At 67.8% G+C, this 23,328-nt stretch carries 22 protein-coding genes and 2 tRNA genes; 9 read left to right on the top strand and 15 right to left on the bottom strand.

The window, feature by feature from the left end; genetic code table 11:
• Positions 1–9 precede the first annotated feature (9 nt).
• A complete protein-coding gene (lon, locus tag RIB98_17970; GenBank protein MEQ8842870.1) occupies positions 10–2,352 on the bottom strand; it encodes an endopeptidase La in 2,343 nt (780 codons plus the stop codon).
• A gap of 77 nt (positions 2,353–2,429) precedes the next feature.
• Here lon and RIB98_17965 point away from each other — a divergent pair, with 77 nt between their 5' ends.
• Entirely contained in the window at positions 2,430–2,963 is a 534-nt protein-coding gene (locus RIB98_17965; protein ID MEQ8842869.1) for a hypothetical protein, read from the top strand.
• 9 nt (positions 2,964–2,972) lie between these two features.
• Here RIB98_17965 and RIB98_17960 read toward each other — a convergent pair whose 3' ends face one another.
• From RIB98_17960 to RIB98_17940, 5 genes are read right to left on the bottom strand one after another with little or no spacing between them, the layout of a single operon-like run.
• Positions 2,973–4,022: a hypothetical protein gene (locus RIB98_17960; GenBank protein MEQ8842868.1), complete on the bottom strand. Its 1,050-nt coding sequence runs from the start codon at positions 4,020–4,022 to the stop codon at positions 2,973–2,975.
• Positions 4,019–5,221, bottom strand: a complete 1,203-nt coding sequence (mftC, locus tag RIB98_17955; GenBank protein MEQ8842867.1) for a mycofactocin radical SAM maturase — start codon at positions 5,219–5,221, stop codon at positions 4,019–4,021. Before mftC ends, RIB98_17960 begins: the two co-directional genes overlap by 4 nt.
• Entirely contained in the window at positions 5,218–5,484 is a 267-nt protein-coding gene (gene mftB, locus RIB98_17950) for a mycofactocin biosynthesis chaperone MftB (GenBank protein MEQ8842866.1), read from the bottom strand. Before mftB ends, mftC begins: the two co-directional genes overlap by 4 nt.
• Positions 5,485–5,488: 4 nt before the next feature.
• Positions 5,489–5,623 carry a mycofactocin precursor MftA gene (gene mftA, locus RIB98_17945; GenBank protein MEQ8842865.1) on the bottom strand — a complete coding sequence of 45 codons (135 nt, stop codon included), beginning with the start codon at positions 5,621–5,623 and terminating at the stop codon, positions 5,489–5,491.
• Positions 5,624–5,654: 31 nt separating this feature from the next.
• Entirely contained in the window at positions 5,655–8,780 is a 3,126-nt protein-coding gene (locus tag RIB98_17940) for a bifunctional diguanylate cyclase/phosphodiesterase (protein ID MEQ8842864.1), read from the bottom strand.
• A gap of 310 nt (positions 8,781–9,090) precedes the next feature.
• Between RIB98_17940 and RIB98_17935 the strand changes: the two genes are divergently transcribed.
• Positions 9,091–10,128 carry a TIGR03617 family F420-dependent LLM class oxidoreductase gene (locus RIB98_17935; protein MEQ8842863.1) on the top strand — a complete coding sequence of 346 codons (1,038 nt, stop codon included), beginning with the start codon at positions 9,091–9,093 and terminating at the stop codon, positions 10,126–10,128.
• 8 nt (positions 10,129–10,136) lie between these two features.
• Here the strand turns inward: RIB98_17935 and RIB98_17930 are convergent, their stop codons facing one another.
• Complete coding sequence (locus tag RIB98_17930) at positions 10,137–10,520, bottom strand: DUF2237 domain-containing protein (protein MEQ8842862.1); 384 nt, start codon at positions 10,518–10,520, stop codon at positions 10,137–10,139.
• 60 nt (positions 10,521–10,580) lie between these two features.
• On the opposite strand from RIB98_17930, the gene RIB98_17925 reads away from it, so the two are divergent.
• Positions 10,581–11,351, top strand: coding sequence for an SDR family oxidoreductase (locus RIB98_17925; GenBank protein ID MEQ8842861.1), 771 nt, complete (start codon positions 10,581–10,583; stop codon positions 11,349–11,351).
• The gene (locus RIB98_17920) at positions 11,348–11,836 is read left to right on the top strand and encodes an N-acetyltransferase family protein (protein ID MEQ8842860.1); all 489 of its coding nucleotides are present in this window, start codon (positions 11,348–11,350) and stop codon (positions 11,834–11,836) included. Before RIB98_17925 ends, RIB98_17920 begins: the two co-directional genes overlap by 4 nt.
• Positions 11,837–11,911: 75 nt before the next feature.
• Here RIB98_17920 and RIB98_17915 read toward each other — a convergent pair.
• Positions 11,912–11,994, bottom strand: a tRNA-Tyr gene (locus tag RIB98_17915).
• 26 nt (positions 11,995–12,020) lie between these two features.
• Positions 12,021–13,838, bottom strand: coding sequence for a glycosyltransferase family 2 protein (locus RIB98_17910; protein MEQ8842859.1), 1,818 nt, complete (start codon positions 13,836–13,838; stop codon positions 12,021–12,023).
• 89 nt (positions 13,839–13,927) lie between these two features.
• Here RIB98_17910 and RIB98_17905 point away from each other — a divergent pair, with 89 nt between their 5' ends.
• Positions 13,928–14,416, top strand: coding sequence for a YajQ family cyclic di-GMP-binding protein (locus RIB98_17905; GenBank protein ID MEQ8842858.1), 489 nt, complete (start codon positions 13,928–13,930; stop codon positions 14,414–14,416).
• A 15-nt stretch (positions 14,417–14,431) separates the two neighbouring features.
• Here RIB98_17905 and RIB98_17900 read toward each other — a convergent pair whose 3' ends face one another.
• The 3 genes from RIB98_17900 to acs all read right to left on the bottom strand — a co-directional run bounded on the left by RIB98_17900 (position 14,432) and on the right by acs (position 17,857).
• Entirely contained in the window at positions 14,432–15,283 is an 852-nt protein-coding gene (locus tag RIB98_17900; GenBank protein ID MEQ8842857.1) for a M48 family metalloprotease, read from the bottom strand.
• Between the two features lie 82 nt (positions 15,284–15,365).
• Positions 15,366–15,869, bottom strand: coding sequence for a hypothetical protein (locus RIB98_17895; protein MEQ8842856.1), 504 nt, complete (start codon positions 15,867–15,869; stop codon positions 15,366–15,368).
• A complete protein-coding gene (gene acs / locus RIB98_17890; protein MEQ8842855.1) occupies positions 15,866–17,857 on the bottom strand; it encodes an acetate--CoA ligase in 1,992 nt (663 codons plus the stop codon). Before acs ends, RIB98_17895 begins: the two co-directional genes overlap by 4 nt.
• 175 nt (positions 17,858–18,032) lie before the next feature.
• On the opposite strand from acs, the gene mscL reads away from it, so the two are divergent.
• Positions 18,033–18,395 carry a large conductance mechanosensitive channel protein MscL gene (mscL, locus tag RIB98_17885; protein MEQ8842854.1) on the top strand — a complete coding sequence of 121 codons (363 nt, stop codon included), beginning with the start codon at positions 18,033–18,035 and terminating at the stop codon, positions 18,393–18,395.
• Positions 18,396–18,455: 60 nt separating this feature from the next.
• Here the strand turns inward: mscL and RIB98_17880 are convergent, their stop codons facing one another.
• Positions 18,456–18,887 carry an OsmC family protein gene (locus RIB98_17880; protein MEQ8842853.1) on the bottom strand — a complete coding sequence of 144 codons (432 nt, stop codon included), beginning with the start codon at positions 18,885–18,887 and terminating at the stop codon, positions 18,456–18,458.
• A gap of 30 nt (positions 18,888–18,917) precedes the next feature.
• Here RIB98_17880 and RIB98_17875 point away from each other — a divergent pair, with 30 nt between their 5' ends.
• Positions 18,918–19,700, top strand: coding sequence for an enoyl-CoA hydratase-related protein (locus RIB98_17875; protein ID MEQ8842852.1), 783 nt, complete (start codon positions 18,918–18,920; stop codon positions 19,698–19,700).
• Here RIB98_17875 and RIB98_17870 read toward each other — a convergent pair.
• Complete coding sequence (locus tag RIB98_17870; protein ID MEQ8842851.1) at positions 19,697–21,565, bottom strand: PAS domain S-box protein; 1,869 nt, start codon at positions 21,563–21,565, stop codon at positions 19,697–19,699. The genes RIB98_17875 and RIB98_17870 overlap by 4 nt on opposite strands.
• Positions 21,566–21,700: 135 nt before the next feature.
• Between RIB98_17870 and RIB98_17865 the strand changes: the two genes are divergently transcribed.
• A complete protein-coding gene (locus tag RIB98_17865) occupies positions 21,701–22,372 on the top strand; it encodes a response regulator transcription factor (GenBank protein ID MEQ8842850.1) in 672 nt (223 codons plus the stop codon).
• Positions 22,373–22,389: 17 nt separating this feature from the next.
• On the opposite strand, the gene RIB98_17860 is transcribed toward RIB98_17865, so the two are convergent.
• Positions 22,390–23,169: an SDR family NAD(P)-dependent oxidoreductase gene (locus RIB98_17860; GenBank protein ID MEQ8842849.1), complete on the bottom strand. Its 780-nt coding sequence runs from the start codon at positions 23,167–23,169 to the stop codon at positions 22,390–22,392.
• A gap of 83 nt (positions 23,170–23,252) precedes the next feature.
• On the opposite strand from RIB98_17860, the gene RIB98_17855 reads away from it, so the two are divergent.
• Positions 23,253–23,324, top strand: a tRNA-Arg gene (locus RIB98_17855).
• Positions 23,325–23,328: the final 4 nt, after the last annotated feature.

The following is a 23,328-nucleotide window of genomic DNA, read 5'->3' as shown; positions in this document are numbered from 1 at the left end:
TCGCGTTGCTCAGGCGACAAGGGCGAGTTCGACGGCTTCTTCCACCCGGGTGACCAGGTGGATGGTCACGTCATCGCGCACGGCCTGCGGGATGTCGTCGACATCGCCCTCGTTGGCGATGGGCAGGATCACGTGGGTGACCCCCGCTCTATGCGCGGCGAGCACCTTCTCCTTCACGCCGCCGATGGGCAGGACCCGGCCCTGGAGGGTGACCTCGCCGGTCATGGCCACGTCGCCACGCACCCGTCGTCCGCTCAGCAGACTCACCAGCGCCACCGTCATGGTGACGCCGGCCGACGGTCCGTCCTTGGGAACCGCACCGGCCGGAAAGTGGACGTGGACACGCCGGTCGTCGGGCAGCTCGATGCCCAGCCGCTCGCCGTTGGCCCGCAGGAAACTCAGCGCGATCTGCGCCGACTCCTGCATCACGTCGCCGAGCTGGCCCGTGAGGGTGAGGCCGCCGTCGCCGGGCATCACCGCCGTCTCGACGAAGAGTACGTCGCCGCCGGCGCCGGTGACGGCGAGCCCGGTGGCCACGCCCGGGTCGACCGTGCGATCGACCGGGTCCTCGCGCAATGCGGGCCGGCCGAGCGCGTCGATCAGCTCCTCGTCGGTGACGACGATCACTTCGTCGGCGCCGGTCGCGACTTTGGTCGCGGCGCGCCGGATCAACCGATCGAGACGCCGTTCGAGCGAGCGCACGCCGGCTTCCCTCGTGTAGTCGCCAACGATCGTCTTCACGAGATCGTCGGAGATCACGACCTCCTTGGGCCGGACCGCGTTCTCTTCGTAGAGGCGGGGCAGTAGGTGGTCACGGGCGATCGCGACCTTCTCGTCCTCGCTGTAGCCCCGGAGACGGATGACCTCCATCCGGTCGAGCAGGGCGGCCGGGAGGCGTTCGATCTCGTTGGCCGTGGCGATGAACACCACGTCGCTCAGATCGAGATCGACCTCGAGATAGTGGTCGCGGAACGTGTCGTTCTGCGCAGGGTCGAGCACCTCGAGCAACGCAGCCGACGGGTCGCCCCGGTAGTCACTGCCGATCTTGTCGATCTCGTCGAGCAGGACGACCGGGTTCATGGCGCCGGCCTCGGTGAGCGCCCGGACGATGCGACCGGGTCGGGCGCCGACATAGGTCCGCCGGTGACCGCGGATCTCGGCCTCATCGTGGATGCCGCCGAGCGACATCCGCACGAACTCGCGACCGAGCGTGCGGGCCACCGAGCGGCCCAGCGAGGTCTTGCCCACGCCGGGGGGACCGGCCAACGCCAGGATGGTCCCGCCGCGCCCCGCGGCGCGATCGACGGCCCGTTCCTCCCGAAGCCGGCGCACGGCCAGGAACTCGATGATGCGTTCCTTCACGTCGTCGAGACCGGTGTGGTCGGCGTCGAGCACCGCGCGAGCGCGTTCGAGGTCGAGATCGTCCTCGGTGCGGTCGGTCCATGGCACCTCGAACATCGTGTCGAGCCAGGTGCGGATCCAGCCCGACTCCTGGCTCTGGCCACCGGCCCGCTCCAGGCGGTCGATCTCCTTCTCGATGGCGTCGCCGACCTCGGAGGCCAGTCCCGCGTCACGTCGAGCGGCCAGCTGCACTCGGTACTCACCGACGCCGTCGCTGTCGCCCTCGCCCAGCTCGCTCTGGATCGCGGCCATCTGGCGCCGCAGGATCGCCTCGCGCTGGGTGGCATCGAGGTCCTCGCTCACCTGCCGGTGGATGTCGCCGGAGACCTCGGCTTCCGCCGCAGCCGCCTCGGCCCACCCGGTGGCGAGCTCGAGCCGAGCATCGGTGGCGACCGTCTCGAGCAGCCGGACCCGTTGTTCGTCGCTGAGCTCGGGCCACCACGCGATGGTGTCGGCCAGCGCGCCGGGATCGCCGACGTCGTGGAGCAGTCGGGCCATCCGCGAACCACCGACGGCCTCGAGGAGACGGGTGGCCGCGGCGCGATACCGGGCCGCCAGTTCCTCGGTGGCCGCGGTGGGTTCGCCGGGGTCGAGTTCGGTGGCGTCGACCAGCAATGCACCGGATCCGTCGAGTGAACCGCGGCCGACCTTCACGCGACCGACGCCCCGGATCACGAGACCGTCGCCGCCACCCGGAAGCGGGCCGCGTTGCTCGATGTGGGCCAGCGTGCCGATGGCCTGGGTTGCGTCGAGGTCGCGCGGCACCAGGACGACATGGTCGTCGTGGTCGGCGGCTGCCGCGACTGCCGCAGCCGCCTCGGCCGACTCGACGCGAATGGTCACGACCATCTCGGGGAGTACCACGCCGCTGGTGGGAAGGACGGGGACGGTGCGGACCGCGCCGGCGGGACGGGTCGGGTCGGATTCGGTCGACGGCGTGTCGTGACTCATGTAACAGACTCCTGAGACGGCTTGATTACATGCTTACAACCTCCTAGGATGCCCCGTATTCCCATGACGGCATTCCCATGACCCCACCGCGAACATCCCGCTCCCGCCGCGAGGCTTCGCCCCCGCCACCACCCGTCGACGGCGCCTCGCTGACCGACTGGTTCGCCGACGCACTTCCCGACGGCTGGTTCAGCAGCGATCTGACCGTGCGCCACGATGCCGACGAGATACTGGTGACCGGCGACCTCGGTCCCCCGGGCGCCGGTCTCAGCCACGAGCAACAGATCGCCGCGTTCCGCGAGGCCACCCGTGAGCAACGTATGGCCATCGCCGACGAGGCCGAGGCCCGATTCCGTCGCACCGTCAGCTGGGGCGTCGTCTGCGGCGATCACGAGATCCGCTTCACCACGGTGAACGCACCGGCCATGACCCGCCTGCGACTCGAGGAACGGCAGGTGCTCGACACCCTCATCGATGCAGGCATCGCCCGCAGCCGCAGTGAGGCCCTGGCCTGGTGCGTGCGGCTGGTCGGCGAGCACGAGCACGACTGGATCCACGACCTGCGCGAGGCGATCGATCGCGTACAAGAGGTCCGGGATCAGCGGCCGTAGCCGCGCCGATCACGCTGCGAAGTAGTCGCGCCAGTCGTCGAGCGCCCCGTCGGCGGTACCGGCCTCGACGTCGACGGCATCGAGCGGGAGCTCGTCGAACACCCCCGCGGGCATGGGCTCGCCGCTGAACTCGTGCACGAAGAACGCCCCGGTCAGGCCGCGCACGAGCACACCCAGGTCGGAATCGTCGTCGAGGATGCCGGTGTTGTGGTCGCCGCCCAAGAGCGTGACGAGCATGCGGCGCCCGGTCAGGAGGTCATAGGAACCGTCACCGCTGGCGTAAGGGACCACCGGATCGCTGTCGCCGTGGAGAACCATCACCGAGATGTCGTCGCGAGCCTGTCCGAAACCGGCCGACATCACGACGGCCGCGTCGACACGAGGATCACCCTCGGGGCTGACGGCGGCGCCGGCGGTGGTGAGGCCACCGAGCGAGTGGCCGATGACGCCGATGCGCTCGGGGTCGACGAGCGGGCCCAGCTCGGGGTCGGCCAACACCTCGTCGATGAGGAAGGACACATCGACCATCTGCGCATTGACGTCGCCCGAGTTGGCGACCGCGCCGGGCACGTCGTTGTTCGTGAGTGGGAACGCCGGTGCCACGACGAGGAAGCAGTCCTCGGCCAGCGACTGCCGATGCATCTCGTGGGAACGGGGATGGCCGGTGAGGCCATGAGCGAAGATCACGAGCGGCACCCCGGTCGTGCCGGCGGGCCGATCGATCCACACGTCGAGCGTGCGGGAATCGATCTCGTCGGACTGCGCAGTCGCCGGCGTCACGCGCGTGTCGTCGACGAAGGTCCGCGTCTCGGCCGGATCGGCCGCGCATCCGCCTACCCCGAGCGGGTCGACCAGGGCCGGCGACGAAGTGGTCGTGGCGTCCTGGGCGGTCGACTCCAGGGTCGCCGTGGGCGTCGTCGTGGAGGTGGCTGTGGTCGAGGTGACATCGTCGACGGCTGCGGTGGTCGTGGCCGACTCGGGAGCGTCGGCCGAGTCGTCGCCGCAGGCGACGCCGCACAGCGCCACCACGGCGAGAGCCGCGGCGAGCCGGATGGTCACTTGCGACCGAGGAACGCTACGGGCGTCGGCCGAGAGTGGTCTTGCCCGACGGGACGTAGGGCCTGATCGGCGGCCTCGACGAGCGCCTCGCCGTGACCGAGCACACACTCGGGATCGGGGCCGTCGAGCGGGATCCCGGTGAAGAACTTCGCAGCCATGCAGCCGCCCTGACAGGCGTCGAAGTGGCCACACGATGCGCACGCGCCCGCGGATTGGGGTTCCCGAAGCTCGCGGAACAGCTCGCTCTCCTGCCACACCTTCTGAAAACCACCCTCGTCGCGCACACTGCCGGCCAGGAACTCGTCGTGGAGCACGAACGGGCAGGCGTAGACGTCGCCCAGCGGGTCGATCAGGCAGACCACCCGACCGGCACCACAGAGGTTGAGTCCGGGGAGCGCCTCGCCGAGGGCGGACAGATGGAAGAACGAGTCACCGGTGAGCACGTCGGGCCGGTCGAGGAGCCAGTGGTAGAGGTCGCGCTGCTGTTGGTCGGTGGGGTGCAGCTCGTGCCAGCTGTCGGCGCCCCGCCCCGAGGGGCGGAAGCGGGTGAGTCGGAGCTGGGCGCCGTAGGCGTCGGCCATTGCCTTGAACTCGTCGACCTGCGGGATGTTGTGCCGGGTCATCACGACCGAGATCTTGAACTCGCCGAAGCCCGCAGCGTGGAGGCGCTCCATGGCTGCGACGGCCGTGGCGAACGAGCCCTCGCCGCGGACATCGTCGTTGGTGGCGGCGTCGGCGCCGTCGATCGAGATCTGGACGTCGACGTAGTCCATGCCGGCGAGCTTCTCGGCGACCGCAGCGTCGATCTTCGAGCCGTTGGTGGAGAACTTGACCCCGACACCGTGGTCCACCGCGTACTCGACGAGATGCCAGAAGTCGGGACGAATGGTGGGTTCGCCGCCCCCGATGTTGATGTAGAAGACCTGCATGCGCTCGAGCTCGTCGATGACGGCCTCGGCCTCGGCAGTGCTGAGCTCGCGTGGGTCACGCCGTCCGCTCGACGACAGACAATGCACGCACCGGAGGTTGCACGCGTAGGTCAGTTCCCAGGTGAGACAGATCGGCGCGTCGAGGCCGGCCTTCATCTGTTCGCCGAGACCGCTCTGCTTCACCGGCGACAGCACGAGATTGTCGGGGGCCGGCGTGGAAGGGACTGCCGTGGGCGGGATTGCAGTGGGAGGGAGTTGCAGGTCGGTCATGCGGTCACCAGGAAGTCGGAGGCGGCGAGAGAGGCGAGCGCCTTCTCGAACGACGGCCAGCGTCGTGATTCGATTCCGGACGCGTCGAAGGCCGCCCGGGGGTTGTCGTGATCGGCCAGCGACTCGACGAGCGTGACGAGTTCGGGCGCCCGCAGGAAGTTCAGGCGCCGGTTGCCGTAGTGATACGCAAGCGCGCCGAACGGCTCGGGGCGCAGCGCGACACGTTCGTGCAAGCGGTAGCGACGGCCGGCATCGAAATCCACGGGACTAGTAGACGCCGCACATCCCGTCGATGGAGATCTCCTCGACGAGGAGTTCTTCCTCGACGAGTTCGGCGGTGTCGGCCACCTCGGCAGCCGAATCGTCGGTTGTGGTGCGGTCCTGTGTGTCGGTCGGCTCCATGGCGCCCTCCTCGAAGTTTCCTACAGAGTATTCACACTCGGGCCAGGCGGGGCACCTCGGCAGCAGGGAGGGCCGGGGACCAGAGCCATCCCTGGGCTCGCCGGCAGCCGAGCTCGAGAAGCAACTCCGCCTGTTCGACGTGTTCGACTCCTTCGGCGACCACGCCCAGGCCGAGACCGCGGGCCAGTCCGATGATCGTGCGCACGATCTCACGATGAGTCGCGTTCGTGACGATGCCCGAGACGAAGGTGCGATCGATCTTGAGCGTGTCGACGGGCAGGTGCTTGAGTCGGGCAAGTGAACTCAGGCCGGTTCCGAAGTCGTCGATCGCCACCTCGACCCCGAGTCCGCGCACCGCCTCGAGCGCCTCCAACGCGCTCCCGGGATCGAGCATCAGACAACGTTCCGTGATCTCGATGCAGAGCCGTTCGGCTGGGATGCCGTACGCATCGAGCGCAGTGGCGAGCTGCGCAGCGACGTCGGCCGAGTGCAGCTGCGCGATGGCGACGTTCACCCGAAGGCGGGTGTCGAACCCTTCGACGATCCAGCCCTCGAGTGCGGCGAAACTCTTCGCGATCACGATCCGACTCAGCTCGGGAGCGAGCCCGATCTCCTCGGCGGCCTCGATGAAGTCGCCGGCCTCGATGATGCCCTTCTCGGGATGGTGCCAGCGAACCAACGCCTCGACGCCGACGACCAGACCGGTCTCGATGTCGTACTCGGGCTGAAACCATGGTTCGAACTCACCGGCGGCGACCCCGCTACGGAGCGCGGTCTCCAGGTGCAATCGGTCCGTGAGGGATTGTCGGCGAGCGTCGTCGAAGAACTCATAGCGATCGCGACCCTTGGCCTTCGCCTCGTAGAGCGCCGCATCGGCGTGGCGCAACACCGCTTCCACATCGTCGCTCTCCCCGGACACTGCGATGCCGATACTGCAGGTCGGGATGATCGTCGTACCGCGCACCACGATCGGCTCACGGATCACTTCGATGAGACGATCGGCGGTGGCCGCCAACTCCATCTCACCCACACCGTCGGGGACCACCACCGCGAACTCGTCGCCGCCGAAACGTCCCACCAGGTCGCAATCTCGTACCGACGTACGGATGCGGTCGGCCAGCGCCACCAGCACGGCGTCGCCGGCACTGTGACCGAGGGAGTCGTTGACGACCTTGAAGCGGTCGATGTCGATCATCAGCATCGCGCCCCGCCGACCGGCGCCGACCAGGGCCGCGAACTCCTCGTGCAGCCGGCGGCGGTTGGCGAGGCCGGTGAGCTCGTCGTGCGTCGCGTCGTACTCCAGGCGACGGCGACTCGCCACCACTTCGATGAACTGGCGAACCTGGCCGATCACCTTCTGGAGCATCGCCGTCTCGACGGTCTGCCATTCGCGATCGCCCAGCGTGCAAACCCCCAGCATCAGGGCGATGCCGGGTGCCCGAAACGGCACCAGGAGCATCGAGAACTCATCGCCGGCAATGATCTCGGCCCCTTGCCGGACGTGTTCCGGCAGGAGTCGACTGCGGGTCACCGTCGGTTCCCCGGCCTCGAGACACTGTCGGAAATGGTCGTCGAAGGTGGCCTGACGATTCGACATCGCCACCGCGACCTCGGCGTGGGTGTCCTGGCGCGACCACCAGTGGATCTCGCCCTCGGTCGAGCCGACGAACTCTGCGAACGCGATCAGGTCGCACTCGAGCGCATCACCGATCTCGCCGAGCACCCACTCGAGCACCGGTCCGTCGTCGACGACGGTGCGGTCCAGAAAGCGGTGGGCAAGTCGGAGCTGCAGTCCGTCGAGTCGGTTCCGGTATTCGGCCTCGATTTCTTGATGCGCACGACGGCGGGCCTGGTGGACGAGTCCGGCCAGGTCGACCAGAGCACGCAGCTCGACCGGCGGCAACGCGCGACTGAGACCCTCGTCGGAGAGCGTGAGCGCACCGCACGTCCGGTCGCCGACCACTGCAGGGATGACGAGCGTGGACAACGCCGACTCCTCGGGATTCGGATCGGCATCGTCCTCGGACGGCAGGAAGAACGGTTCCGTGGCACCCCCGGGGTCGAGGACGAGGGTGGTCGGCCGGAACACCGGTGGTGTGTCGGGATCCGTCTCGTCTGACCACTCGATCGCGACGAACGAGCCGGCCCGGTCGGGTGAAGGCTCGACCCAACGCACCTGGCGGGCGTCGAACACCCCACCGATCCGCTCGAGGGCGGCCGCCAATGCGGCGTCCACGGCGGACGGTGATGAGTTGACGAACGTTTCGGCGAGTTCGGTACGACACTGCTCGACGAGTCCGCGGCGCTCGAGCGCATACTCAGCTCTCAGCCGAATCCTGAACTGGCCGAGCAGGTCGACGATCGAGACGCACAGCTCACGGTGCGCTCGTGAGAAGGGACGATTGTCGTACTTCGCGAGGACCCATGCCCCGACGACCTCACCCTCGACGATGCCGGGGACCACGAGACCGGCGTTGTGCAGCCCACGGATCTTCGACACGACGGGATCCGACTCGAGTTCGCTCCAGCTGATCGGCCCCTGCCCGATCCGAGCCCAGTCAGTCTCGGCGAAGTCCACGGTCCCCGCGCTCGTGCGCGGATCACGCGGTGGCCACTCCACCACGGCGAGCACGCCCGACGCAGTCCGTTCGTAGATGACGATCCGGTCGGCGCCGACATAGCCGCCCGCCAACTCGACGACGTCGGCAGTCATCGCACCGGCCTCGTCGAGCCCCCCTTCGTGCAAGCGGGCCCCCACCCGGGCGAGGATCTCGGCGATCTCGGCCCGTTCGTGCAGCTCGTCACGCGAGTCGTGGTGACGAACGTGGCGCCAGAGGAGCTCCCCACTGAGTTGCAGTGCCACCCGATCTTCCTCGGTGAAGTCTCCCGGCGCGAGCACGGCCACGGCACCGGTCACCTGGTTCGCATCACTGATCGGGGCGATGAGCAACACCTGACCGTCACCGAGGTCACGGAGCAACGAGGCGAACTCGGCGCCGAAGAACTCCGGCGCCAGCGTGAGCGGTTCGCGGCTCGATCGCAACGGCATCCCGCGCGGCAGGTGTTCGTTGCCGATGCGAATCTGCGGATCGCGAACGAATCGCCCACCGGCCCAGAGCCCGATGAGATGCGCACCGTCGTCTGCGAACCGCAACATCGTGCTGAGGCTCGCGTCGAAGCCCTCGGCCAGTAGCCGGAGAGACTCTGCGAAGCCGGCAGCGACGCTCTCCCCATCCGCGGCTGCGAGCGCGCCACCGACCCCGTCGACGATGGCCAGCGGGTTGCGCGATGACGGGCTCGATGCGGAATCGTGAACGTCGGAGGTGGATGACGGCAAGGGGCACCGATTCGTGAGTCGTTTGCTTTTCGATCGGCCTCCCTGCCGACGAGTTGAGGCCCAGAGGCAACGGCCCCACTACGTTCGCGTGGACGGAGCGGCCCTTCTCGGGGCCGGCACACGGGGGATCATGGAACTCGACATCATGTCCGGCTCGATGGAACTGCATTCGATGCAACGCCACGCGCACGCGGTCGAGGCCGCCGGGTTCGGCACGCTCTGGCTCACCGAGTCGGGGCGGACCGCCTACCTGTCTGCCGCCGCCGCCGGGCTCGCGACCGAGCAGCTCGGTATCGGCACCGCGGTCGCCGTTGCCTTCCCGCGCAGCCCGATGATCACTGCGTCCACGGCCTGGGAGCTCGCCGACGCGACCAACGGTCGTTTCACCCTCGGCCTGGGCACACAGGTCAAGGCCCATGTCGAACGCCGCTACTCGTCGGAGTACGCGCCGCCGGGCCCGCGGATGAAGGAGTACGTCCGCTCGATCCAGGCGATCTTTCGGGCCTTCCGCGGTGAGGAGAAGCTCCACTTCGAGGGTGACTTCTACCAGTTCTCGTTGCTCCCTGCGCAATGGTCGCCCGGCCCGATCGACGCGCCCGACCCGCGGATCTTCGTGTCCGCCGTGCTCCCCTGGATGAGTCGAATGGCCGGCGAGGTGTGCGACGGCATCCACATCCATCCGTTCAACTCGCCCGAGTACATCGTCGAACGGCAGCGGCCGCATGTGGCGGAGGGCGCGGCGCGCAGCGGTCGTGAACTGGGTGACATCACCTTCGAGATCCCGGTGATGACGCCGGTCGGCGACACCGACGAGGAACTCGCGGCAACCCGCGAGCACGCCCGACAGATGATCGCCTTCTACGGGTCGACCCGCACCTACTCACCCGTGTTCGAGACCCACGGCTTCGACGGGCTGTCGGAGCAACTCCACGCCCGCCAGCGCGACGGCGATCTCGCCGGCATGGTCGGCCTGATCACCGACGACATCCTCGATCACTACACCGTCTCCGGATCGTGGTCGACGCTCGGCGCGAATCTCGTTTCTCGCTACCGTGACGTCGCGCCCTCGACCCGGCTGATGACCTACACCGCGTCGAGTCAGCTGCGGACCCATCCCGACATCCTCGATCGGTGGGCCCAGGTGGCACGCGACGTGGCGGCCGCCTGACGCGCCGATCAGTTCTCGGCGTCGACCGCGTGCGCCCGCAGCATCTGGAGCGGCACCACCTCGAGTGCGCGCTCGTGGGTGGCGCTGAGTCGCACCGGCGCGGCGGCACCGGCCAATGCGGCTTCGAGCCAACGAGCCGCGCACACACACCATCCGTCGCCCGGCTGCAGACCGGCGAATCCCCACTCGGGTCGGGGGGTCGAGAGGTCGTTGCCGGACTCCTTGGAGAACTCGAGGAAGCGAGCCGTCACCGTGGTGCACACGGTGTGGGAGCCGACGTCGTCGTCCGAGGTGTTGCAGCAGCCGTCGCGAAAGAAGCCGGTGACGGGATCGGTGCCGCATTCGGCGAGCGCGCCGCCGAGAACATTTCGAGCGTCGTGGGGCAGGGGCATCCCACATACAACCACGGCAGTAGATTCGGAGCTGCCATCGCCCACCACGATCGAGGTCACATGTCCCGTTGGAAACGCGCACTGGTCACCGGCGCGTCGAGCGGTATCGGCGCGTCGATCGCGCGCCAGCTCGCCGAGCAGGGCACCCCACTGGTCGTGGTCGCCCGTGACGAGGCCCGACTCGATGCCCTGGCCGCCGATGTCCCCGTCGACGTGGAGGTCCTGGTGGCCGACCTCGCCGATCCCCACGACGTCGCTCGTATCGGTGCCCGCCTGGCATCGAGCGAGGATCCGATCGACCTCCTGGTCAACAATGCGGGCCTGGGCTTCTCCGGATCCTTCGCCGCGCTCGACTACGAGAAGGAACGGCGGGTGGTGGCCGTCAACGTGCTGGCCCTGCACGAGCTGTCGCACGCCGCGGCCGCGACGATGGTCCGCGCCGGCTCGGGCGGCATCCTCAACATCGCCAGCGTCGCCGGTTACCTCCCGTCCGCCGGGAGTGCGACCTATGCCGCCACCAAGGCATTCGTGAACAGCTTCAGCGAGTCGCTGCACCAGGAGCTCGCCGGCTCCGGGGTGACCGTGACGGTGTCGTGCCCAGGCTTCACGCGGACCGAGTTCCACGAGCGGGCCGAGGCCGACGCGAGTCGCTACCCGAACGCGTTCTGGCAGGACGCCGACACGGTGGCCGCGAGCGCGCTGGCCGCCGTCGCGGAGGGCAAGGCCCGCGTCGTACCCGGCGCGCTCAACACCGTCGCAGTCGGCCTGTTGAAGGTCGCGCCGTTGGCGGCCCTGCGGCGCGTCACCGGCAAGGTGGCCGCAAACCCATGAAGCTGCGACTTGCCACGATCGACGACGCCGAGGCGCTGCGCACGATCTACAACCGCGAAGTCCTGGAAACGACCCACACCTTCGATCTCGAGCCCCGCTCGCTGGAAGCACAGCAGGAATGGATCCGCGAGCGCGAGGGTGCGTTCGGGGTGGTGGTCGCCGAGATCGACACGGAGGTCGCCGGCTTCGCGTCGCTCTCGCCGTATCGGCCCCGGGCCGCCTACCGCACATCGGTGGAGAACAGCGTCTATGTCGCCGAGTCCGCCCGGGGGGCCGGAGTGGGACGGGCCCTCATGGACGAACTGATCGATGTTGCGACGAGCCGCGGCTTCCACACGATCATGGCCCGAGTCGTCGGGGGTCACGATGCCAGCATCGGGTTGCACCAGTCCTGCGGATTCCAGGTGGTGGGCACCGAGCGAGAGGTCGGCCGCAAGTTCGGCCGCTGGCTCGACGTCGTCGTGATGCAGCGCATGTTGGCGTGAGAACCGCATGTTGGCGTGAGCCAACAGTTGAGAAAACTGCGAGACCCGGCGCTGGGCGCCGGGTCTCGTGTCACGTGGGCCGAGAAGGATTCGAACCTTCGTAGGCGAAAGCCGACGGGTTTACAGCCCGTTCCCTTTGGCCGCTCGGGCACCGACCCCTGGACGAGAAAAGACTATCTGCCGTTCAGACTTCTGCGACCTCGGCTCGGGGCTTCACCAGCGTGGCTTCGATCGGGACGAGATGTTCCAGGGGGCTCTCGAGGTTGTCGCGCAGCCCGTGTACGCCGGCGACGACGGCGGTGTATTCGGCGATCTGGTCGACCTCGGCGTCGCTCAGTTGGGCGAAGCGGAGGTAGGACACGTAGGCGCCGCGGGTCTTGGAGCAGCGGCGCACGGCCGTGGGGCAGTCGAATCTGATCGAGGAGCCGTCGGCCTGGGGGAGAGCGAAGGCGAGACGGACCTTTTCACCAATGCCCAGCGGATCCGCCGAGACCACGTCGATGCCGAACGGTGATACGCCGATCACGCCCATGCGATCCTTGCTGGCGAGCACCCGCAGTTCGTCGCTCGCTCGGAAGTTCTGCCGCTTCTGGTGGAGGCGTGACGCGGTCCGGGCCTGAAGGCTCATACCCCACAGCCAGGCAGCGACCGCGAGCGAGGCGAGGGTCGCGAAATCCCCATGCGGCGGCCGAGCGATGCCGAGCCCGAAGACGGCCAGCGAGCCCGCCAGTGCGATCTGGAGGCCGACGAGGAAGACCGTCCGGGCGATGCGTCCGGGAGCCCGGTCGACCAGGTCGACACCCAGAGGCTTGCCGGGCAGCGCCCGGAACGCGACGTAGAGATCGGTCGAGAGAAGGCGGAGATCGTTGGTGATCCAGTTCGTGAACCCCACCGGTTCCTGGGCCTTGCGCCGATAGAGCAGCGATGCGAACTGCCAGGCACCCCAGAGCGGAACCAGGACTCGGGCGTCGGCGACGAGCGGCAACGACGACGAGTAGAGCACGGTGAAGAGGACGCCGAGGAGGACGAGGCGTTGGATGCTGCGTCCGATGTGGAGATCGGCGGCTCGATAGACCCGACGACGAAGCGGTGTCGCGTGTTCGTTGCGATGCGGAGCCTCGTCGTCGACGAGCACCGACAGCCGCTCGTGCAGGTCGCGAGCCCAGCGATGCAGGTGCCGATCGTCGGTCCACGGGGCGAGTCGACGACCGACGATCACCGGCACATCGGTGATCTTCCAGCCGACGGCCTGGAGACGCACGCCGGTCGACATCGTCACCCCCTGGCGACCACGACTCATTCCCCCGATCTCACTCACCGCGCTACGGCGGACGACCGCGAGGCCCGGCCACCACGGCAGCGCCTCGGCGTCGTCGAGTTTCGCCACCATGAGTTCATCGCGTCGTCGGTGTTCCCCGTAGCCGCCGAAGTCCACGGCGTCGACGGCGTTCACGTTCTCGACTCGGCATGCGACGACCGCGACCGACGGGTCGTCGAACGCGCTCGCGGTCACCTCGAGGATGTCGGGCATCACGACGAGATCGGCGGGCATGAGGAGCGCGAAGAGCGAGGTGCAGTCACCCATGGCCCGGTCGATCAGCTCGCCCAGGTCGGCGCGAGGGCTGCCGACGATGCGGACGAGACCGAGTCGCCGGGCGAGGTTGGCGACATCAGGGCGGTTGTCCCGGTCGACGATGCGGAGGTTGTTGTAGCCCGAGATGACGCGGGCGGAGAGCACGGCCGCATGGACCTCGCTCGCCGGCTCGTCGGTGACGACGAGGATGACATCGCCGTCGGGGGCCATGGTCTTCTCGGGATTCCGGATGGCCGGACGGACATCACCGAGCAGCGACGTCTCGGTGAGCACCCGCACGAATCCGAAGGCCTCGGCGGCCAGCAGCAGGAAGAACAACACCGGGTTCGCTCCCTCCCAGGTGAAGATCAGCCGCCAGGTCAGATAGACGACGCCGGTGACGATCGCGCAGAATCGGAAGGGAGACATGGTTCTCCGTTCGGCACGAAGTCGCCCGACATGAGCGGAGTCCGGCGTGCTGGTTCGTACGGCGCATGCCGTTTGGTACGTTCCTGTTCATGCCGACATTCGATGTGGTTTCAGAGGTCGATCAGCAAGAAGTGCGCAACGCCGTCGATCAGGCGGCGCGCGAGGTGGCCCAGCGGTTCGATTTCAAGAACACCAACTCCTCGATCGAGCTGGGGGATGGCGTCGTCGACATGGCGTCCCTCTCAGAGGATCGTCTCGCCGCCCTGCGCCAGGTGCTCGAAGAGAAGTTGGTGAAGCGCAAGGTGAGTCTGAAGGTGCTCGACTACGGCAACATCGAGCCCGCATCGGGCGGCACCGTTCGCCAGACCGCGACATTGCAGTCCGGCATCAGCGCCGACAAGGCCCGCGAGCTCAACAAGTTCATCAAGACACTCGGCATCAAGGGCGTGCAGTCGTCGACCCAGGGTGATCAGTTGCGGGTCTCGGGCAAGAAGCGCGATCAGCTCCAGGAAGTGATCGCGAAACTGAAGGAGGGCGACTTCGGTCTCCCACTCCAGTTCAACAACTTCCGCGACTGACTCCCTGGCCCCGGGTCAGAAGGCGCGGAGACGGGCGATGCGCTGTTCGGTCGGCGGGTGGGTGCTGAACCACTTGCCCAGCCCGCCACCGCCCCGGCCGGCGGCCTGGGCCGACAGCGGATTGATGATGTAGGCGCTGGCCTGGTTCGGGTCGACATCGGCCGGAATGCGCATGGCGTAGGCGTCGAGCTTCTCGAGCGCCCGGGCCAGGGGCTCGCCGGTGCCGATGAGCTTGGCGGCCGACTCGTCGGCCTGGAACTCGCGGCTGCGACTGACCGCGGCCTGGATCACGGCCGCGGCGATCGGGGCGAGGATCGCGAACGCGATCTCTCCGATCGGGTTGCGGTCGCGTCCCCGACCACCGCTGAACATCGCGCCCCACATCGCCATACGGGCGGCGAAGGTGATGCCCATGCCGATGGCGGCGGCCACCGAGCCGATGAGGATGTCGCGATTGCGGATGTGGGCGAGCTCGTGGGCGAGCACGCCTCGCACCTCGTCCCAGTTCATCGCGTCGAGCAGGCCGACGGTGACGGCCACTGCGGCATGATTCGGATTGCGGCCGGTGGCGAAGGCGTTGGGCTGCGGGTTGGGCGCCACGTAGAGCTTCGGCATCGGCATGTTCGCCTTGGCCGTCAGCTCCTCCATGATCTGGAAGTACTCGGGCATCTGTTCGCGGGTGACCGGCTGCGCCTTGGCCGACTTGATCGCGAGCTTGTCGCTGAACCAGTACGAACCGCCGGCCATCACGAGGCCGATGACCAGACCGATGACCAGACCGCCCTGGCCTCCGAGCGCGCCACCGGCAACGATGATGAGACCGCCCAGAGCGGCGAGCAGGGTGAACGTCTTTGCGGTGTTGACCATCTCGGTCGGGAACCTCCGGGTCCGGGGCGGTCGGGAACCGCCTGAACGACTCAACAGTAGGAGCAGGCACCGAAATTCCCGGTCAAACCTCGCCGATTTCGTAGTAACCCGAGTGGACGTAGCGCACGGCCACGCCTTCCTCCTCGTACATTGCGACGATGCCCGGATGGTCCTCGACCGCCATCACGACGTCGGCACCGGCCGCCCGGAGCTTGGCCAGCTCGCTGCGTTTCACCGCGGGGCTGTGGCGCTCGTCGTCACGGTCTCTCAACACGAGCAGGTCCACGGGTACCTCGTGGTCCTCGAGCCAGCGATCGGTCATGTCGATCGACGTCAACGGTCGGGCCGTGACCACCACGATCACATGATCGACGGCCGCGGCATGGAGGGCGTCGATCCCGTCGAGAATCGGCCCGTCCTGCCAGGCGCGGCTGTTGAAGCTCTCCCAGTCGGGCGGATCGACGGCGAGATACTTCTGCCGGCGGGAGGCATCGGAGAGCACGCCGTCCATGTCGAAGACGGCCACCGGCGCGTCGAAGCGCCGTTCACCTCGCCATCGCCAGTTTCCCGGCTCAGGATCTCTCACTCCTCGTCGCCGGTCGCTACTCCCTCGCGAATCGCTGCGACGACGCCCGGGTCGGCCAAGGTGGTGGTGTCGCCGAGGTCGCGCCCGTCGGCCACGTCCCGCAGCAGCCGACGCATGATCTTGCCCGAACGGGTCTTCGGCAGGTCGGGCACCAGGAAGACCGCCTTGGGCCGCGCCGTCGGACCGAGCTTCTTCGCCACGTGCTGGCGAATCTCCTCACCCAGCTCGTCGGACGCGACCGCGGTCCCGCGCAGGATCACATAACCGACGATGGCCTGCCCGGTGATGTCGTCGGTGGCCCCCACGACGGCGGCCTCGGCCACCGCAGGATGGTCCACGAGCGCGCTCTCGACCTCGGCGGTGGAGATGCGGTGACCCGAGATGTTCATCACATCGTCGACCCGGCCGAGCAGCCAGAAGTAGCCGTCCTCGTCGACCCGGGCGCCGTCACCGGCGAAGTAGCGACCCTCGTAGGTGGACCAGTAGGTTGCGCGATAGCGCGCCTCGTCACCCCAGATCCCGCGGAGCATCGACGGCCACGGCCTGGTGAGCGTGAGGTAGCCGCCGCCTTCGACCACCGGGTTGCCCGCGTCGTCGACCACCTCGGCGTAGACGCCGGGAATGGTGGTGGTGGCGGTGCCCGGCTTGGTCGTGGTGACACCGGGCAGCGGGGTGATCATGTGTCCACCCGTCTCGGTCTGCCACCAGGTGTCGACGATCGGGCACGACTCGGCACCGATGTTGCGGTGGTACCACATCCAGGCTTCGGGATTGATCGGCTCGCCGACGGTGCCGAGCACGCGTAGCGAGGACAGGTCGTGGCCGGCGGGCCATTCCTCGCCCCACTTCATGAAGGTGCGAATCGCGGTGGGCGCGGTGTAGAGCTGGGTGACGCCGTAGCGCTCGATGATGTCCCAGAGTCGGTCCTTCTTCCACCCCGCCCGGTCCCCCTCACGTTCCTCGGGGCGCGGCGTATCGGGTGTCCCCTCGTACATCACCGAGGTGCAACCGTTGGCCAGCGGGCCGTAGACGATGTAGCTGTGGCCCGTGACCCAGCCGATGTCGGCCGCGCACCAGTAGACGTCGGTGTCGGGTTGGAGGTCGAAGACGTACTTGTGGGTGAACGCGACCTGGGTCAGGTAGCCGCCGGTGGTGTGCATGATGCCCTTGGGCTTGGCGGTGGTGCCCGAGGTGTAGAGCAGGTAGAGCAGTTGCTCGGCGTCCATCGGCTCGGCCGGGCAGTGGGCCTCGGCCGCGTCCATGAGGTCGTGCCACCAGTGATCGCGGCCCTCGACCATCGCGGGTGAGGTGCCACAGCGGTCGACCACGATCACGTTCTCGACCGAGGGCGCGCCTGCGGCGAGCGCGGCATCGACATTGGGCTTCAGCGCCGACGGCTCGCCTCGGCGATAGCCGGCGTCGGCGGTGATGATCACCTTGGCATCGGCGTCGACACAGCGATCGGTGATCGCGTCGGGCGAGAACCCGCCGAAGATCACGGAGTGGGCCACGCCGATCCGGGTGCAGGCGAGCATGGCAATCGGCAGTTCGGGGATCATCGGCATGTAGATGGCGATGCGGTCGCCCTTCTCGAGCCCCAGGCTCTTCAACACGTTGGCGAACCGTTCGACCTCGGCGAGGAGGTCGGCGTAGGTGATCGTCCGGGTGTCGCCGGGCTCACCCTCGAAGTGGAACGCCACCCTGTCGCCGCGGCCGGCGGCGACATGACGATCGAGGCAGTTCTCGCTCACGTTGAGTTCACCGCCGGGGAACCACTTGGCGAACGGCAGGTCCCATTCGAGCACGGTGTCGAAGTCCTTGGACCAGGTCAGCAGCTCGCGGGCCTGTCGGGCCCAGAACGCTTCGTAGTCGGCATCGGCCTCTTCGTAGAGCGAACGATCGCTGGTCAGCGCCGACGCGGCGAACGTCGGGCTCGGCGCGAACGTGCGCTTTTCGCTCTCGTAGACCTCGATCGAACCGTCCGTCATGCCTGTGCCCCCATTGCCTTCGTCCTCGAGCGGACTCTAGTCAGTCCGGCTCTGCCGGACCTTTCGAGCGGCGCGACCGGGGCTGCCGTAGTCTCGGGCGCGACTTTCGGCGAGCTTTCGGCGTCGGGATGCATTGGCGGGTCACACTCCGTGGCCCTCGAGAGGGAGTAGTCACGTGATCCAGGAATTCAAGGACTTCATCAACAAGGGGAACGTCGTCGACCTGGCCGTTGCCGTGGTCTTGGGCGCCGCCTTCGGCGCCGTCGTGACGTCGTTCGTCGACAATGTCCTCATGCAGATCGTGGCGCTGATCTTCGGTGAGCCCGACTTCAGCAACGTCAAGATCACCATCAGTGACACGCCGATCTACATCGGCACCTTCCTGACGGCGCTCATCAGCTTCCTGTTCATCGCGCTGGCGGTGTTCTTCGTGGTGAAGGCCTACAACGCCATGAAGCGTCCGGTCGAGGAAGACGAGGCAGGACCCAGCGAAATCGACCTCCTCACCGAGATCCGAGACTCGCTCGCCAACCGGTAGTCACTCCCGTCGCAGGCGTGACGGGCGGCCCTTCGGGGTCGCCCGTTCGCCGTTTCTCGGTCAGCCGACGAAGACGGTTTCGATGGTGAAGCTCACCCCGTGGTCGAGCGTCTTGTGGACGGGGCACCTCCGGGCGACGTCGGCGAGTCGTTCTCGCTGCTCCTCGTCGAAGTGGCCCTCGATGAAGATCTCGCTGCGAACCCGGTCGATGTGGCCACTCGTGTCGTCGTCGCATTCCTCGCAATCGTCGGCGTGGACCTTGTCGAACTCGTAGCGGGCCGAGATCGACTCGAGCGGCCAACCCTTGCGCTGGCAGTACATCGACACGGTGATGCAGGTGCACGCAGCCACGGCGGACAGCAGCAGTTCGTACGGGTTGGGACCCGAGTCGGTGCCACCGAGCTCAGCGGGCTCGTCGGCATGCCAGACGTGGTCGCCGGCGCGTAGTTCGACGGCGAAACCGGTGGACAGATCTGCGGTGATGGTGGCCATGGGCCGCAGCGTAGGGAAAGCTCTCGGACCATGCCCACGAACTCGGCCGCCACCTACGAGCGCGATGGCCACGTCGCGACGATCACCTACAACCGACCCGATGCGCTCAACGCCGTCAACGGTGAGATGCGGGTCGCTCTGGACGCGGCATGGACACGGTTTCGCGAGGACGAAGAGGCATGGGTCGCGATCGTGACCGGACGCGGCCGTGCGTTCTGTGCCGGCGCCGATCTGCGGGACGGGGCCGGTTCCACCGGCACGTGGCCGGGATCGTTCTGGGAGTGGCCGACCATCACCACGTTCGAGAGCGGCATGGAGATCTGGAAGCCGACCATCGCCGCGATCAACGGTCCCTGCATCGGCTACGGCCTGACCGCCGCGCTCGCCTGCGACTTCGTGCTGGCCAGCGATCGAGCGACGTTCGCCTACCCCGAAGTGACCATCGGCGTCGCCACGATCGTCGGCGCCCTGCGACTGCCCGACCATGTGTCGATGCCGGACGCACTCGAGCTGCTGCTCACCGGGGACACCATCGATGCCGAGCGGGCCCGCGAGATGGGCCTGGCGTGGCGGGTCCACGACCACGACGAGCTCCTGACCGCGGCAAACGCGTTGGCCCGCCGACTGTGTCAGGGCGCACCGTTGGCGGTTCGGGCCACCAACGAGATGGCCCATCGCGGCCGCGATCTGCCGTGGACCGACGCCGTACGCATGGGCGAAGCCATGCGTCGGGTCGTGTCCCAGAGCGAGGACACAGCCGAAGGCCGCGCCGCGCGGGTCGAGAAGCGGCCTCCCCGCTGGCAGGGCCGTTAGCCGAGTGCCGGCAGCAGCACCGTGAACGTGGTGCCGCGTCCCTCCGTCGAGGTGAACCGCAGATCACCGTTCCACGCACGGACGTTGCGCCGGGAGGCGGCGAGGCCGATGCCGTTGCCGTCCTCCTTGGTCGTGAAGTCCGGCTCGAACACGCGCTCCGCCAAGGCGTCGGGTATACCGCAGCCGTCATCGATCACTTTGATCGCCACATACGTCGCCCCGCGGGATTTCTCGGGTCGCTCGTGCTCGTCGAGCTCGATGGGGGCGACCTCGATACGGATCCTTCCTCGGGGCTCGACGGCATCGCGGGCGTTGACGACCAGGTTCGTCACGATGCGTTCGAGGCCGGAACGATCGGCGGCAACGAGCGTTCCATCCGACCAATCGTCGAAGACCAGATCGGCTTGGTGGTCGACGAGGACACGCAACATGTTCGTGAGGTCGGCGACGATGGGCCCGACGTCGAGCGGCTGCACGCGACCGCGACTCGGACGGCTCATCGCCATCAGGTCCTCGGCGATGTTGCAGGCCCGGTCGACCGCCTCCTCGGCGGCATGGACACGAGCCGAGCCCTCGGCTTCGCGATCGAGGAGTCCCAGCTGCATGCCGATCGACGCCAGCAGGTTGTGGAGGTCGTGGGCGGCACTGCCGACCACGCCCGCTACCGAACCGAGCGCGGCACCCTCGACCAGCATGTCGTCGACGGCTCGACGGTCGGTGACATCCTCGAGCGTGCCGACCAGGCCGTGGGTGTCGAGCCCATCCTGCGGGCGGCTCATCGTCAGTCGCAGCTCGCGTGCATCAGGACTCGTTCGTGTTCGCAGTTCGGTGACCAACGGTCGTTCGCCGTCCCAACGGGCTATCTCGCTGCGGAGCCGAACCACGTCGGCGGCGTCGAAGACGGACATCCATCCGGTGCCGAGCAGCTTCTCGGGACCGACACCGAGCTCGTTGGCGATCCGGGCGTTGACATAGCTCCAGGTGTTGTCCGCGTCGGCGAGGAAGATGCCGATCGGGGCCATCTCGACGAGCGCGTTGAAGATCGTCTGGTTGGCCTGTTTCTCGGCTTCGGCCCGGCGCCGGGCGGTGACGTCGCGGGCGTTGCACACGATGCCGCGCACGATCGGGTCGGACCGATAGTCGGTGAAGAGCGCCTCCATCAGCACCCACTCGCCGTCGCCCCGCAGCAGACGCAGGTCGGCCGGTCCCTTTGTCACGCCCGGGTCCGCGAGCGCCGCGGAGAAGAGCCGTTCGATGGTCTCGTGGTCGTCATCGTGGACGAATGCCATCCAGCCGTCCTGCATCGACGAGGTCGAGCGTTCGAGAATGGTGGCGACCGTCGGCGTGATGTACTCGATCGAGCCCTCGTCATCGAGAATGGCGATGATGTCGGCTGCGCTCGACACGATCGACCGAAGGCGGCGCTCGCTCTGGGAGAGTCGCCGCTTGGCCAGCACCCGGGTCGTGACGTCGCGATGGGTCGAGACCACGCCGGCGACATCCGGCTTGTGCAGCAGGTTCGAGGAGACGCACTCGACCCACCGCCAGGTGCCGTCGGCGTGATGTGTCCGGTATTGGACGCGGCGACGGCCACCACGCTCCTTGAGGAGCTCGCCCATCGCTCGGTGCCACCGCTCGAGATCATCGGGGTGGATGTGCATCGACGCGGCGACGTTGAGGTAGGCACTCGGGGTGAGATCGAGCACGGTACGAACCGACTCGGACACCCACAGCGTGTCCAGATCAGCCGAGAGAAGTGTGTGGAACTCGCCTGTGTGCTCGATCGTCGCCGCGAGGAGGGCGCCAGGATCGACCGTCGGCCCGATCCGTCCCGTTCGTTCGTTTGTCGCCGTCGCGTCAGCCATCTGAATCTCACCCACCCTCCTGGTGATCCATCGGCAATACCGGCGGACTTCTCAGGTCTTGTCCACAAAATCCGACAGACACCCACCGGGCGGGCGACGAGTCGCAGCGCCGAAGCGGAAGGACCCGACAACCAGATGAGTATCAAGATCTTCCTGCTCGACGACCACGAGATGGTGCGGCGAGGGCTCCGTGACATCCTCTCGGCCGAAGAGGACCTCGAGATCATCGGTGAGGCCGGCACGGTCAACGACGGCGTGCGCGCCATCGTCGAACTGCGGCCCGACATCGCGCTCGTCGACGTGGTCCTGCCCGACGGCGACGGGGTCGCCGTGTGCGAGGCGCTGAGCGCCCATGCACCCGACGTGAAGATCCTCGTACTCACCTCGTTCTCCGACGACGAGACCCTCTTCGCCGCGATCAACGCCGGCGCGTCGGGCTATGTCCTCAAGCGGGTCGGCTCCGACGAACTGATCAGATCGGTCCGCAGTGTGCACGCCGGCGAGTCGCTCGTCGACCCGCGGCTCACCGACCGCATGTTCGACCGTCTCCGGTCCGGGCAGTCCGAAGAGGAGGAGCGTCTGGCCGAGCTGAGCGAGCGCGAACGGACTCTGCTGGAACTGGTCGCCGAGGGACTCACGAATCGCCAGATCGGTGAGCGTCTGCACCTTTCCGAGAAGACGGTGAAGAACTACGTCTCGGTCATGCTGCGCAAGCTCGGCAAGGACACCCGCACCGAAGCGGCCGTGTTCGCCACCCAACTCGCGGCCAAACGCTCGAGCGGGGCCCTCGCCAGCCGCGGCGGCTGACCCGGCGCCCTCGGGGGCTACTCGCCGAAGATCTGGGGGTACATCGCGGTGGTCGCCTGGCTCATCATGTCGACGCGTTCGGCGCGGGGCACGGTGGCTGCGAACTCGAGACCGGCATCGGCCAGCCAGCGTCCGCCCGCCGGGAGTGCGTCGAGCGCGCTCGAGACCACGGTGCGCGGGTCCACGGGCGGCGCCATCATCCGTGAGTGGTCGGCGCCGTTGTTCAGGAATGCCGGCGTCTCCATGCTCGGCGCGACGACCGCCAGGGTCTGCACACCGGTGTTGCGGATCTCCCAGCCGATCGACTCGACCAGGTTCACGGTGAAGGCCTTGGTGGCGCTGTAGAGGCCGACGCCCGCGGTGCCGGCGAGCGCCGAACCGCTGCTGGTCACCACGAAGCCACCTCGACCCCGCTCGACCATCGGCGGCAACGACCATGCGGCCAGGTCGGTGACGGCCTGGGCGTTGACGTCGACGGTGAGTCGCCGTTCCTGCGCTGTCATGTCGAGGAAGTTCTTCACGTAGCTGACGCCGGCGTTGGCGACGGCACAGCCGATCTCGAGACCGTCGACCGCCGCGTCGAGCGCGTCGGTCCAGTCGGGGTCGGTCACGTCGACGACCACCGCGCGCGTCTCGCCTTCGAGACCGGCGGCGACCTCGCCCACGACCTCGTTGCGATCGACCATGACCACGGCCACTCCACGGTCGTGAAGCTCCTGGACGAACGCCAGGCCCACACCCATCGCCGCCCCCGTCACCACTGCCCACGGCCCGTACTGGTCAGAGAAGTCGCTCATGTCGGCCGACCCTAGCCGTGGGGGTGCCGGCCGGTCACAAGTACGATCAGCCCCGGATCGGGCGCTCGTCGAGCACCCGGCCAGCCCCTGTAGCTCAGTGGATAGAGCATCGGTTTCCTAAACCGTGAGCGGCAGTTCGATTCTGCCCAGGGGCACTGC

The sequence above is a fragment of the Acidimicrobiales bacterium genome, assembly GCA_040219515.1.
Taxonomy (GTDB): Bacteria; Actinomycetota; Acidimicrobiia; order Acidimicrobiales; family Aldehydirespiratoraceae; genus JAJRXC01.
This window is presented reverse-complemented; position numbering and strand designations above follow the sequence as displayed.